Below are 12933 nucleotides of genomic sequence, written 5' to 3'. Positions count from 1 at the left end.
GATTGAGGATGTAGTTATCACCATCAGCTGCGGTGTATTCCATGCGCGCAGCCTGCAGCTTGATCGTGATGCCCCGCTCCCGCTCCAGTTCCATGTTGTCGAGGAATTGGGCCTGCATATCGCGGGCCGCCACCGTGCCGGTTTCTTGCAGCAACCGATCGGCCAGGGTTGATTTGCCATGGTCGATATGGGCAATGATGCAGAAATTGCGGATCCGTGAAACAGGGGCGTCTGTCATATCAAGATCCTAGTAAGCAAACCGCATCTGTTTTTCGATGGCCCATCCAAATGGGGCCGCCGTTTGCTTTAGGAACCTAGGATTCGTGTATGTATGCCTCCTTTAGCCATGAGTAGTGATCTTCAAGCCCTAACCCTCGAGAATGTGGAGCGCACCCTTGATGAGCTGCGCCCTTATTTGATGGCCGACGGCGGCAATGTGGAGGTGGTGGAAATCGATGGACCAATCGTGAAGGTGCGTTTGCAGGGGGCTTGTGGTTCCTGCCCCAGCAGCACCATGACCCTAAAGATGGGTATTGAACGCAAGCTGCGGGAAGCGATTCCTGAAGTGAGCGAAGTGGTGCAGGTKCTCTGATTGATAAGGGCTTAAGCCCAGCCCGTAGGCTCAAAGCAATTGCCATAGGCCCGTGCTGGATCAGCGCCTGCTGCGTGACAACCCGGAGTTGATTGCAAGTGAGCTGCAACGCAGGGGKAAAAGCCTTGATCTGAGCGAGTTGCAAGCCAAGGCGAAGCAACTGCGGGATCTTGAGGAGCAACGCAGCAATCTCCAAGCCGAAGGCAATCGCATCGGCAAGGAGATGGGCTTGCAGATCAAAGCTGGCATTGCCCCCAGCAGCCCTGAGCTGCAAGCCATGCGGGATCAGGGCAACAAGCTGAAACAACAGGTGGCGCACCTGGAGGAAGAGGAAAAGCTCCTCGAGGCGGCTGTGAGGGATGAATTGCTAACCCTGCCCAACCTGCCATCAGCSCAAACACCAGATGGCAAAAATGAAGCCRGCAATATTGAGATCAAGCGCTGGGGAAATCCACGCCAGGAAGMGGGCCTTGAGGAGCATTGGCAGATCGGTGAACGGCTTGGTTTGTTTGAAACCGAACGGTCGGTGCGGATTGCCCAAAGCCGCTTTGTAACCCTTCTAGGCATGGGGGCGCGGCTGGAGCGAGCGCTGATCAATTTCATGCTCGACCTCCACGGCCGCAAGGGTTACAGCGAGGTGTTACCGCCCATTTTGGTTAATAGCGCCAGCCTCACCGGTTCCGGCCAGTTACCCAAATTTGCCGAGGAAAGTTTCCGCTGCGCCCACGACGACCTCTGGCTAACACCCACGGCGGAGGTGCCAATCACWTCGCTCCATCGCGATGAGGTGATTCCGGCTGAACAGCTGCCCATCAAATATGTGGCATATACCCCTTGTTTTCGGCGGGAGGCCGGCAGCTACGGCCGTGATACCCGCGGGCTGATCCGTTTGCATCAATTCAACAAAGTTGAGTTGTATTGGTTTTGCCATCCCGAAAAATCAAGCGCCGCCCATCAACAGCTCACGGCTGATGCAGAGGCGGTGCTGCAGGCGCTTGAGTTGCCCTATCGGGTGATGGAACTATGCAGCGGCGATATTGGCTTTTCCGCCAACCGCACCTACGACCTTGAGGTGTGGCTGCCGGGTGCTGGTGCCTATCGGGAAATTTCWAGCTGCAGCAACTGTGGAGATTTCCAGGCAAGGCGTTCTGCCATCCGATTTAAAGAAGCAAAAAACACGGCCCTCTTGCACACTTTGAATGGCAGTGGTTTGGCCGTGGGCCGCACGATGGCAGCCCTTTTAGAAACAGGCCAACAAAGCGATGGCAGCATCAAATTGCCCGTAGCACTTGCTCCTTACATGGGCACAGATGTGATTGCTAGCGGCCAGAATCATCAAATACACCTAGGCAAAAAATAAGTGGGTGTTCTCTCTGCTCTGGCAATCCTTGCCCTTTTAATCGTTGTGCATGAAGCGGGGCATTTTTTTGCAGCCGTTTGGCAAGGGATTCGCGTAACTAGTTTCAATGTTGGTTTTGGCCCCGTGTTGTTGGAGCGCCGCAGCCGCGGGATTCAATTTGCCTTGAGGGCAATTCCCTTGGGTGGTTATGTGGCCTTCCCAGACGACGATCCCGATAGCGGTTTTGATCCCAAAGATCCGGATCTACTCAAAAACCGTTCCGTTTTTCAACGGGCAATTGTGATTTCAGCAGGGGTGCTGGCAAATCTGCTCTTRGCTTGGGCAGTGCTATGCGCCCAGGGAATAGTTGTGGGCATACCAGCTGGTTTTAACGCTGGTAGCGGCGTTTTGGTGGTRGCCCTGCAACCGGATGGGGCGGCAGCTAAAGCTGGCCTTGAGGCAGGTGATTTAGTTGTGGCGATGGGCGGTAAAACCCTTGGGGCTGGCACCAAGGCGGTGCAGCAATTGGTTGATGCCGTAAAAACYTCACCGAATCAAGCTTTATTGCTTGGCATAGAACGCAACGGCAAAAGCAAAAAKCTTGAATTGGTGCCAGCAAATATGGGCGGCAGCGGCCGCATTGGCGCCCAATTGCAGCCTGATGGCAACGAACTGTTCCGGCGGGCCAGCAACCCCTTGGAAATCCTGCAGCAGGCCAAAACTGAATTCGTTCAAATCCTGCGCCGCACCATTTCAGGCTTTGTTGCCCTAGCCACCAATTTTGGTGAAACCGCCCCTCAAATTTCKGGCCCGGTAAAAATCGTGGAGATGGGCGCAAAGCTCGCCCATCAGGGCGGCGGCAGCTTGTTTCTGTTCACTGCACTGATTTCGGTGAACCTGGCGGTGCTTAATTCCTTACCGCTACCGATGCTGGATGGTGGCCAATTTCTACTGTTACTACTTGAAGGCTTGCGGGGCAAACCGTTGCCAGAACGGCTGCAGTTGGCCTTTACCCAATCAGGGCTGCTGCTGCTGCTCGGCTTAAGCGCCGTTCTTATYGTTAAAGACACCAGCCAGCTGGCCTTTGTGAGGCAATTGCTGCTGCGTTAAGCAAGGGCCAGTGATCAGCTAAATTATTRGATTAAATAACCTTCCCCTTAAAGGCAGCCGCATGGCGAAAAAGTCGATGATTGCGCGGGATGTGAAGCGCAAAAAAATTGTGGAACGCTTCGCTGCTAAGCGCGCTGCTTTGCTTCAGGAATTTCAGGAGGCCGCTGGCCCCATGGAGCGCCTGGATATCCACCGCAAAATCCAACAATTACCCCGTAACAGCGCACCTAACCGGGTACGCAACCGTTGTTGGGCCACCGGCAAACCCCGTGGTTTCTATCGCGATTTTGGCCTTTGCCGCAACCAACTAAGGGAAAGGGCCCACAAGGGATTGCTGCCTGGGGTRGTTAAATCCAGCTGGTAATTTGCTTTAAAAGCRCTGCCMTAACTAATTTTGTCGAGGTGGCCAACAGCTACCTCGACTTTTTTTTGCCCCAGCCTTACCGGCTAGATGTAAAGATAAGAGCTGACAAGCAGGACATAAGAACAAGTGCAAGGTGAAATTCGGTCGATCTCCTTCGATGGACGGGAGATCAGGCTGACCACGGGCCGTTATGCCCCTCAAGCCGGTGGCAGCGTGCTCATTGAATGCGGTGACACCTCGGTGCTGGTTACAGCCACCAGAGCCAATGCCCGCGAAGGCATCGATTTCCTACCCCTCACCTGCGACTACGAAGAGCGGCTCTATGCCGCTGGTCGCATCCCGGGCAGTTTCTTTCGCAGGGAGGCGCGCCCACCTGAGCGGGCAATCCTCACCTGCAGATTGATCGATCGTCCAATCAGGCCCCTGTTCCCAAATTGGTTGCGGGACGACCTTCAGATCGTTGCCACCTGTTTGTCGTTGGATGAACGGGTACCACCCGATGTGTTGGCCGTAACCGGCGCTTCCCTCGCCACCTTGATCGCCAAGATTCCATTCCATGGCCCRATGGCGGCCGTGAGGGTGGGTTTGCTCGGTGATGATTTCATCCTTAATCCAAGCTTCCGTGAAATTGAGCGTTCTGAGCTTGATTTAGTGGTAGCTGGCACCCCTGATGGGGTGGTGATGGTGGAAGCAGGGGCCAGGCAACTGCCTGAGCAAGACATGATCGAGGCGATTGATTTCGGCTACGAAGCAGTTGGTGAATTGATTCGCCACCAAAGCGATATCCTCGCCGCCATGGGCATTGAGCAGGTGAAGGGCGARGAGCCGAAGGAAGATAAAACCGTTCCCAAYTACTTGAGCAAGCAATGCTCCAAGGAAATTGGCAAGGTGCTTGSCCAATTCAGCCTKAGCAAAGGCGAAAGGGATGCCCAACTAGATGCCATCAAAGCSAAAGCAGCTGAAGCGGTTGCGGCCCTTGGTGATAGCGATCCTGTGAARGCTGCCATTGGCAGCAGCAGCAAGTTGATGGCTAACAGCTTCAAGGCGCTCACCAAAACAATGATGCGGGCCCAAATCCTGGAACAGGGCAAACGGGTAGATGGCCGTGAGCTCGACCAGGTGCGGGAAATCAGTGCCGCGGTGAGTGTTTTACCAAAACGGGTGCATGGTTCTGGCCTATTCCAGCGGGGCCTCACCCAGGTGCTTTCCACCGCCACCTTGGGCACCCCTTCCGACGCCCAAGAGATGGATGATCTAAATCCAATTAACGAAAAGCACTATCTCCACCACTACAACTTCCCCCCTTATTCCACCGGTGAAACCAAGCCGATGCGCTCCCCTGGCCGCAGGGAAGTGGGCCACGGCGCCCTGGCGGAAAGGGCACTGATTCCAGTGCTGCCAARCAAAGAATCCTTCCCCTATGTGTTGCGGGTGGTTTCTGAATGCCTCAGCTCCAATGGTTCCACTTCCATGGGTTCGGTGTGCGGCAGCACCCTGGCTTTGATGGATGCTGGTGTGCCCCTMGTGGCCCCAGTTAGTGGAGCTGCCATGGGCTTAATCAAGGAGGGGGAAGAGGTTCGCATCCTCACCGATATCCAAGGAATTGAAGATTTCCTTGGTGATATGGATTTCAAAGTTGCTGGAACCGAAAAAGGGATCACCGCCCTGCAGATGGACATGAAGATCACCGGTCTTGATGTGCCAACCATYGCCAAGGCGATCAATCAAGCGMGGCCGGCCAGGCTTCATATCCTTGCCAAAATGCTTGAAGCGATTGAGAAACCACGCGAYGTTATGTCGCCCCATGCMCCRCGGTTGCTCAGTTTCCGCATCGATCCCGAATTGATTGGCACGGTGATTGGTCCTGGTGGTCGCACGATTAAAGGGATCACTGAGCGCACCAACACCAAGATCGACATTGAAGACACCGGCATCGTTACCGTTGCCAGCCACGATGGTGCAGCGGCGGAGGAAGCCCAAAAGATCATCGAAGGGCTCACCCGGCGCATCAGCGAAGGCGAGGTATTCCAGGGTCATGTAACCCGGGTGATACCAATCGGTGCCTTTGTTGAGATCTTGCCTGGCAAGGAAGGCATGATCCACATCTCCCAACTMTCTGAATCACGGGTTGAGAAGGTGGAAGATGTGGTGAACGTGGGTGATCAGGTAACCGTACGAGTGCGGGAAATTGATAACCGCGGCCGCATCAACTTGAGCCTGCGTGGTGTACCCCAAGATGGTTCAGATCCCGAGCCAACTGTGATCCTGCCGGTCGGTGAGGTTTAGGTTTAGCTGCGTCTAAACCTGAAAACCGGGGTCGATGYTGGCCATTGCTTTTGTTGCCCGTTCACACAGGAGCGGGTGACTARTGCCATGGCTAGCAATTAAACATCCAGCYTGCAGGAAACTGCTGCTGGTGTAKGTGAGCGGCTTGCCATCGGCATGGCTAAAACCACCACCGGCTGCCAGCAATACGGCCTCCGGTGCTGCCATATCCCAATGTTTTGGTGCACTTTTAGCCGATAGCGACACGTAAATATCAGCATCACCGCGCAGGATTGCAGCCACCTTGCAGCCAACACTGCCCACCGTGAGGCTGCRGCCAATTTCTAATTGCTGCAGCAGYTGCTCTAAGCGTTGATCGCGATGGTTACGGCTTGCCACTAAAACCAATTCAGCCAATTCTTTGCGCTTACTGAATTGAACTTGTTGTTTTGTGCCGGCGCGGTTTTCGCACCAGGCCGAGCAATTTTCATCTAGCAATAGGCCAAACCACAGTTCTTGCTTTTCAGGCAACAACACCACACCGAGCACTGGGCGCTGCTGATGCACTAGRGCTAAATGAACGGCATATTCACCTGTTCCTTGAATAAAATCCTTYGTGCCATCAAGGGGATCAAGGATCCAAAGCCATTCRTTGGATTCAATAATTTGACTGCCTTGCTCAGCTGCTGTTTCCTCGCTTAAYAGGGCCCATGGGGCAGCGGGGAAGGCACTATTTAGGCCATCAAGCAAYAGCTTATTTACGGCTAGATCTGCTGCTGTTACTGGCCCCTCACCGCCCTTATCTACGCTTAATTCCATCGGCTTACGGGCATAGGCGAGCAAGATATCGGCCGCCTGCCAGCTCAAGTTTTTTAAGGCCGCTARCAGCGGCTCTAGTTCCACACCCGCGGGTAAGGGCATCATGGGGTTACAACACAACGGCATTGTGACCGAGAGCCCCGAACCCCAAGGGGGAGTGCTCTATCTGGTGGGCACCCCCATCGGCCACCGCGGCGACCTATCGCCAAGGGCCCAAATGGTGCTGGCGGGGGTAGATCGGATCGCCTGTGAAGACACACGCCATAGCGGCCAACTGCTGCATTTTTTTGGCATCAGTAAGCCGCTGCTCAGTTTCCACGAACACAACCAAAAGCAAAGGATTCCCGCCTTGCTTGATGCATTAGGGGCAGGGGAAGCATTGGCATTAGTGAGCGATGCTGGCTTGCCTGGCATCAGCGATCCAGGTGAAGCATTGGTGGCTGCTGCAAGGGCTGCTGGCCATCGGGTGGTGTGTATCCCGGGCCCCTGCGCCGCTACTACGGCATTAGTGAGCAGTGGCTTACCAAGTGGACGTTTTTGTTTTGAAGGTTTCCTGCCCCTAAAGGGCCGWGAACGCAAAAGTCGYTTGGAGGCAATTAGCCAAGAAAGCCGCACCACAGTGCTTTATGAAGCGCCCCATCGCTTGGTGCGCCTGCTGCAGGAATTAGTGGAAYATTGCGGCCCTGAACGGCCGGTGCAGGTGGCCCGGGAATTAACTAAACGCCATGAAGAGCAGGTGGGTCCTGATTTAGCTGGTGCCCTTGCCCATTTCCTTGYTACCGCACCCCAGGGGGAATGCACCTTGGTGCTTGGTGGTGCAGCAGCAGAAGCAACCGTGTTGCCCTGGGATGAAACGCAGCTGCGCCAAGAATTAACGGCCTTAGTTGCCAGTGGCCTAACGGCATCAGAGGCAGCTAAGGAACTAGCTCAAAGCAGTGGTTTACAGCGACGCGCCCTATATGGGTTGCTACACAGGGCAAACTGAGTTCTAAAAGGAGARATTGATGCTGCTGCGGATGCGTTTGTTTTTGAGCAGCATTGTGGGCACATTTGTGTTGCTACTGATGTTGTGCCTTGGCAGCCAAAACCTATCTGAGCGCAGTGTGGTGAACMTTGGTATTGGCAAAACAGTGCCTTTACCGCAGGGTTTTGTGGTGGGGTTAGCGATTCTTTGCGGTGTATTTAGCGGTGGCACCAGTGCTGCATTATTGGCACCCCATCARGATGAATAAAGCCCGTTGTTAGCCAGCACTGCCAGGTATGGCATAAAGGGCACCCTCTAGAACAATGCGGCTGATGCCTTGGGCGAGGATATAGGGGGCGGTGAGATCCAAAAGGCTTGAATCAGGCACTTTKATTACCCGTTGGCTGCGTCCGCATTGGCGTTTGGCTTGGCGTGGGTTAACAAAAAGGGCAATCGCCTGCAGATCTTCCTCCTGGGGTGCCACCCGGCCCAATTCACTGAATTCCTTCACCGGGGTGCCTTTTAATTCCACTTCACGATCAACTAATAAATACAAACTARCTGGCAGTTCACTCGTTACCAAAGGCTTGCTAACGCARGGGTTGCTGTCGCTGAGATTAGCTTCTACRGCAAGAAGCGGCAGGGTAAAGAAGTCGTTATTTTGCTCAATCTCTAGATCAATGCTCTCAGAATCTTCCTTGTGGTTAGTTGCAAAATCATCGGCATCATCCAGGGCTAAAACCGCTGGGGCCTCTTCTACTTTCTGAGTGGTTTGAYTTTCTKGCTCGGGATTTATGGGTTCTGGATTTATCGCCACGGTTCCCTTGGCCCGTTGCTCCTTGAGGGCTGCATAGGCTTCAATGCCAAGCACCGCTTTAACAGTGCGGCTAACGGTGTTGGTGCTGCATTCAAAGGCCTCAGCCAAGGCAGCAGAAGCTTCGCCAGCTTGGTAGCGCTGCACCAGCTCYTGCTTCTGGCTGTTGTTCAGCCGTGATGCCGCCATAGCTGAATCAACYGCAGCTCACCAATCTAGGGGGGTTGCTGGCAAGATGGGAAATTGTGATTCTCAGCAGCAYTTGCTCCCTTAGCTCAGCTGGATAGAGCAGCTGCCTTCTAAGCAGCCGGTCGAGTGTTCGAATCACTCAGGGGGCGTTGTCAAAAACCTTAGTACCACTGGGGTTTATCTAGTCACTGTAGTGGTTTTCAGGGGAACCTCCTTTGAGCAGAAACCGCCCAAACCGCCCTAAAACCGTCAAGCCATGGCAGGATTTGACCCGTTTCTGACCCGCGGGTCAAAAAATGGCAGGCGATCGCCAGGGCTGGTTAGCTGATCTCTCAAGGCAGTTCAAAAGACACCGGCAGGGCCGCCCTGGCTGGCATCTGCGGGTAAAGCGCGACCGATTGCGGCTGCTATCCGATGAACTTCCGCCCCGGTCCGATGAGGGTCAAGCGGGTCAAATTCAAACCGCGGGTCAAATCCAGCGCGAGTTAGGGCTCACTACCCCCCCTGGACCTGCCACCTCAGCAGCTGCCCTGGCTGAGGTTTGTGCAGTATTTGATGCCGTAATGGCTGGCACCTGGCGTTGGCCAGATCCATTGCTGCCGGCAGCCCATGAAGCCGGTCGCCTAGCACCAGCAACCTTGGCCCAGCTGCGTTCGCGTTTCAGCGCGCAGCTAATAGGCGAGCGCATTACTTCTCGTACCTGGGACCGCACCTATCAGCCCTACCTAATCAAGCTTGAACAGATAGCGGCTCAGCAGATTTGGCTAGATGACGCACAGCTGCTGAGCGCTGCTTTGCGCCAATGGCCGCCAAACTCTCGTGCCAGGCAAATGGCCCACGATCGGATGCGCGCCCTATGGAAAGCTTCCCAATGGTTTTGGCCAGATGAACTGGCCCCCATGAGGGGTAACGGCAAGGCCGCAGCTGACCCCGCAGGGGTGATGGCATTTCAGGATCAGGAGATCGAGGAACTGCGCGAGCGCATTAGCCGCAGCAGACTTACCGCCTCTGATCTAGTGGCTTGGGATTGTTTGATTGTGTTTGGCCTGCGGCCAGCTGAACTAAAAGGCCTGCAGCTTCATCAGGTCAGCCTTGCCGGGGGTAACCCCGGTGGGGTTAGCCAATCGCTGGTGGCAGTAGTGGCCCACGAAAAGCAGAACGGCCAAGGCAAGGTAGGCGCTCGAACCATTCCAGCTATACCGCCTGCAACCTGGCATTCAGATTGCAACGCCTTATTTGAACGCTGGAATGAGCATGGCTTGCCGAGCCGATTAGTTGCTTTGCCATCACCTGGAGAAGCCATGGCCCATCAGCTTGGGCGATTGCACAACCAGAAAGCAGCCCAGGGTCAGCTGCGCGCTGATCTAACGCCTTATGGACTGCGCCATGCTTTTGCACTAAGGCTTGGTATTGATCTGGGGTTAAGTGTGCGGGAGTCAGCGGAGCTGATGGGCCACTCCCCAGCAGTTCATTTAGCCGCCTACGGCCGGCAATTAGATAAACCTAAGTTGCTTGAAAAAGTAACAAATATGCTTTGGAATTCATAACAGCTTTTGCTGCTCTTCAATATCAATAGATGGCCAGAATTTGTTTGGCAACTTACCCGCTATTAGTAATCGCGCCAAGCGTTGAGATTCCAATAGCTCCTCTGGACTAAACACGGCGGCCTGTATTTCAACCTGCCTTCTATAGCCGGCCCAGGACAGCTCAAGTGCGCCCCTGTTTTTCGCCTTCTGCCTTGCAGCCGTGGGCCGAACCCTTTTCATCCCTAGGTGCGCTAAGCGCTTCTAATCCACCTCATCAGAATAGCGACCTGATAGCCATCTGCTTACAGTTGCTCAGAACTCTGATCTTTTCTGATCTTTTCTGATTTCTTTATGGCTCAACCCCCTTTAACTTTTCGCCCTACTGCAGTTCAGAGGCAGTGGTTAGTTCGCCAGTGCGATGAGCGTGGTATCCCTCTCACCACAGTGATTCAGCTAGCTCTTGAAGTAGCCATGGCCCGCGCGCCTCAGGTTCCAAGGCCGAAAGCGGCAAAGTGATGGCTCTCACCCTTGAGCTCTTAGCGGAGCTTCAGTCCGTCGATTCCGATTGGCGGCTGATCCCCTGTGATGGGATGAAGCGACCCGTCAACCCGGCCACCGGTGAGCCGCAGGCTGATTGGAGCCACACCACTTACGACGTTGACGGGATCTGCGAGCTGGCGGAATCCTCCTTCGTGCGGGCCGTAGGGCTGGTGCTTGGGGAAGCTTCTGGTGTGATCGCGCTTGATTTCGATGGCACCGGCGCGGTGGCGCATTTTCTCCAGGTGTTTGGCAGACCGTGGACGGATTTACCAGCAACGATTGCCTGGAGCAGCGGCCTACCAAATCGCCGCCAGTTGGCGTTCAGGGTGCCGGCTGATGCCTGGCCCTTTCTGCGCGGTCGCCGCGTTTGGCGTAACGATGCCGGCCGCACAATCCTTGAGCTACGCGGTGGCGGGCACCAGTCGGTGATCTGTGGGGCACACCCTGACACTGGTTGTTACCAGTGGATAAGTGGCCGCTCCCCTGCCGAGCAGCAAGTGGCTGAGGCGCCGGATTGGTTGCTGGAGCCCTTGCTAAAAGGTGCCGCTGAACCCTCCGCTGCAGACCATGAGCCGGCAACTGTTGCCGAAGTGCCCCGCGCAAAAGAGCTGCTGCTACACATCCCGCCATGCGAGGACTACGACCGCTGGTTGCGGGTTGGGATGGCGCTGCACAGCGTTTCGACTGGCTTGCTAAGCGACTGGGTGAATTGGTCGCGCGGCTGCTCCAACTTCAACGAGCAGGAATGCCTGGCCAAGTGGCAGAGCTTCAAGGGCTCTGGCACCACCATCGGCACCCTGCATTACCTGGCTGACACGCTTGGTGGGTTCCGTTACCAAAGGCCCCAGCAACAATTGCCGGGAAAGGCCCCTGCCGGGGCGGCTGATCAAACTGAACCAGCGCTGCCGGCTTACCGCGAGCTGCTGACGATGGCGTTAGCGGCCCTGCGCGAGCAGGACGATGACACCGAAATGGAAGCGCGCGCCGAGATCATGGTCCGCTTCCGGCGCACTGATGGCCAGATCAATGCAGCCTTGTTTCGCATGCTCACAGAGCAGGAGCTGATGCGGCTTGGTAACGCCCCAAAGGAACGGCCCACCTACCGAAGCATCGACCTCTCCAAGGTGATCAGCCTTGATTGGCTGCTTGAGGGCTTCCTGCCCGCCAATGACCAGGCACTGCTTTATGCGCCGGCCGGCGCCGGCAAGACCACCGCAGCGGTGGCGATGGCGTTTGCCATTATTGAAGGAACAGGCTTCCTTGATCGTGAGGCGCCGCCGCCGGCTGGCAGCGTGCTGATGATCGCCACGGATTCAGGCCCGGCGCCACTAATCCGCACTTTGCAGGATCTCGGTAAGGCGGATCATCAGGCACTAAACCCAAGCCATGACGGGCTTCGGTTTCATGTTTGGGGCCACGATCCCGAACAGACGGCACTGGGCTGGGAAGCAGGCCTGCGCGGCTGCCTAGCTCTGCTTGATTTTGTGCGCAGCGAAAAGATTGCGCTGGTGATCATTGACAGCTGCAAGGCCGCTACAAGCCGCGCTGATCTGAACTACTGCGACAACAGCCAGGTAACAGCCCTGCTCACGTTTGTTAAGGAGGTGATCTGMCGGCATACATCCGTTTTGTGGCTCAACCACGACGGCACCGGCGGCGGGGAAGCGGCCGGCGCTAAGGCATGGAAGGAAATTCCTTCCATCGTTCATGCCATCCAGCCGGTTATGGAAGGTGGCGAGCATGACGGCTTCGAGGGTCCGCCTGGMAAGGCAGCCGGGAAGAAGCGCATCAGCACCTGCCGTCGCACCTGGATCGTGCGCAAGTGCCGCCAAGGCACGGCCCGGGAGTTCAACTACCAGATCGATGAAGATACTGGCCGGCTTCTTGTTAGCGCCATGACGGAGGTGATCCGTGACGTGCGACACGGGGTGGGGAAGTTGCTCTGGAATGCGCACCAAAACGGAAAAGCATCCCTGCATAGGCGCGAGATCATCGCCCAGCTGGCCAAGGCCAACTACAGCAGCGGATCAGTGGGCAACAGCCTTACTAGGGCAAGCGGTGGCCGGCGACCCATGTTGGCTCGGGTCGGCTCCATGCCGGGCCAATGGAAGCTGACCCCGATTGCACGGGAATGGTTTGAGCGGAATGGCGATCAACCCATGCCGCTGTGAGTTCTCCTTATTACGCCCGCTCACATGTGAATGAATCCACTTAAAACCCTCTCATAGAGAGAGATATGAGGAGTTCACATCAAATTCACATGTGAATTCGCTAGTCCAATTAAGGGATTGATACACCTGGTTCACATGTGAATTCCATGTGAACGGATCAAACCCAGCTCAGGCACTGGAGTTTGGCCCAATTGATTCACATTTAGGGATGTACTTCACATGCGCGCGCGACCCCACCAC

General features: G+C 55.6%; 12 protein-coding genes and 1 tRNA gene. 10 read left to right on the top strand and 3 right to left on the bottom strand.

The window, feature by feature from the left end:
* A partial coding sequence (locus C7K08_RS10385; protein ID WP_241537200.1) for a GTP-binding protein occupies window positions 1-238 on the bottom strand: 238 nt, incomplete at its 3' end.
* A gap of 108 nt (window positions 239-346) precedes the next feature.
* Here C7K08_RS10385 and C7K08_RS10380 point away from each other — a divergent pair.
* The 5 genes from C7K08_RS10380 (at window position 347) to C7K08_RS10360 (ending at window position 5691) form a co-directional block, all read left to right on the top strand.
* Entirely contained in the window at window positions 347-592 is a 246-nt protein-coding gene (locus tag C7K08_RS10380; protein ID WP_106500552.1) for a NifU family protein, read from the top strand.
* A gap of 52 nt (window positions 593-644) precedes the next feature.
* On the top strand, window positions 645-1952 hold the full coding sequence (gene serS / locus C7K08_RS10375; protein ID WP_106500551.1) for a serine--tRNA ligase: 1308 nt from the start codon (window positions 645-647) through the stop codon (window positions 1950-1952).
* On the top strand, window positions 1953-3041 hold the full coding sequence (gene rseP, locus C7K08_RS10370; RefSeq protein ID WP_106500550.1) for an RIP metalloprotease RseP: 1089 nt from the start codon (window positions 1953-1955) through the stop codon (window positions 3039-3041). It abuts the gene before it with no gap.
* Between the two features lie 61 nt (window positions 3042-3102).
* Window positions 3103-3405 (top strand): 30S ribosomal protein S14, encoded by a 303-nt coding sequence (gene rpsN, locus C7K08_RS10365; protein WP_106500549.1) that lies wholly within the window; start codon window positions 3103-3105, stop codon window positions 3403-3405.
* 126 nt (window positions 3406-3531) lie between these two features.
* Window positions 3532-5691 carry a polyribonucleotide nucleotidyltransferase gene (locus tag C7K08_RS10360; RefSeq protein ID WP_106500548.1) on the top strand — a complete coding sequence of 720 codons (2160 nt, stop codon included), beginning with the start codon at window positions 3532-3534 and terminating at the stop codon, window positions 5689-5691.
* A gap of 12 nt (window positions 5692-5703) precedes the next feature.
* Here C7K08_RS10360 and C7K08_RS10355 read toward each other — a convergent pair whose 3' ends face one another.
* Window positions 5704-6594, bottom strand: coding sequence for a 3'(2'),5'-bisphosphate nucleotidase CysQ (locus C7K08_RS10355; protein ID WP_106500547.1), 891 nt, complete (start codon window positions 6592-6594; stop codon window positions 5704-5706).
* On the opposite strand from C7K08_RS10355, the gene rsmI reads away from it, so the two are divergent.
* The gene (gene rsmI / locus C7K08_RS10350; protein ID WP_106500546.1) at window positions 6593-7474 is read left to right on the top strand and encodes a 16S rRNA (cytidine(1402)-2'-O)-methyltransferase; all 882 of its coding nucleotides are present in this window, start codon (window positions 6593-6595) and stop codon (window positions 7472-7474) included. The genes C7K08_RS10355 and rsmI overlap by 2 nt on opposite strands.
* A gap of 31 nt (window positions 7475-7505) precedes the next feature.
* Window positions 7506-7721, top strand: a complete 216-nt coding sequence (locus C7K08_RS10345; RefSeq protein WP_341272159.1) for a hypothetical protein — start codon at window positions 7506-7508, stop codon at window positions 7719-7721.
* Window positions 7722-7730: 9 nt separating this feature from the next.
* Here the strand turns inward: C7K08_RS10345 and C7K08_RS10340 are convergent, their stop codons facing one another.
* Window positions 7731-8414, bottom strand: a complete 684-nt coding sequence (locus tag C7K08_RS10340; protein WP_341272158.1) for a helix-turn-helix domain-containing protein — start codon at window positions 8412-8414, stop codon at window positions 7731-7733.
* A gap of 117 nt (window positions 8415-8531) precedes the next feature.
* Between C7K08_RS10340 and C7K08_RS10335 the strand changes: the two genes are divergently transcribed.
* From C7K08_RS10335 to C7K08_RS10320, 3 genes are all read left to right on the top strand, one after another.
* Window positions 8532-8605: transfer RNA gene (locus C7K08_RS10335), tRNA-Arg, on the top strand.
* A 147-nt stretch (window positions 8606-8752) separates the two neighbouring features.
* Window positions 8753-10003, top strand: coding sequence for a site-specific integrase (locus tag C7K08_RS10330; protein ID WP_106500543.1), 1251 nt, complete (start codon window positions 8753-8755; stop codon window positions 10001-10003).
* Window positions 10004-10497: 494 nt separating this feature from the next.
* Window positions 10498-12693, top strand: coding sequence for a PriCT-2 domain-containing protein (locus C7K08_RS10320; RefSeq protein WP_106500541.1), 2196 nt, complete (start codon window positions 10498-10500; stop codon window positions 12691-12693).
* Window positions 12694-12933: the final 240 nt, after the last annotated feature.

The sequence above is a fragment of the Synechococcus lacustris str. Tous genome (assembly GCF_003011125.1).
Lineage (GTDB): Bacteria > Cyanobacteriota > Cyanobacteriia > PCC-6307 > Cyanobiaceae > Synechococcus_D > Synechococcus_D lacustris.
The sequence above is the reverse complement of the archived record's forward strand: the minus strand, read 5'-3'. Positions and strand labels throughout refer to the sequence as shown.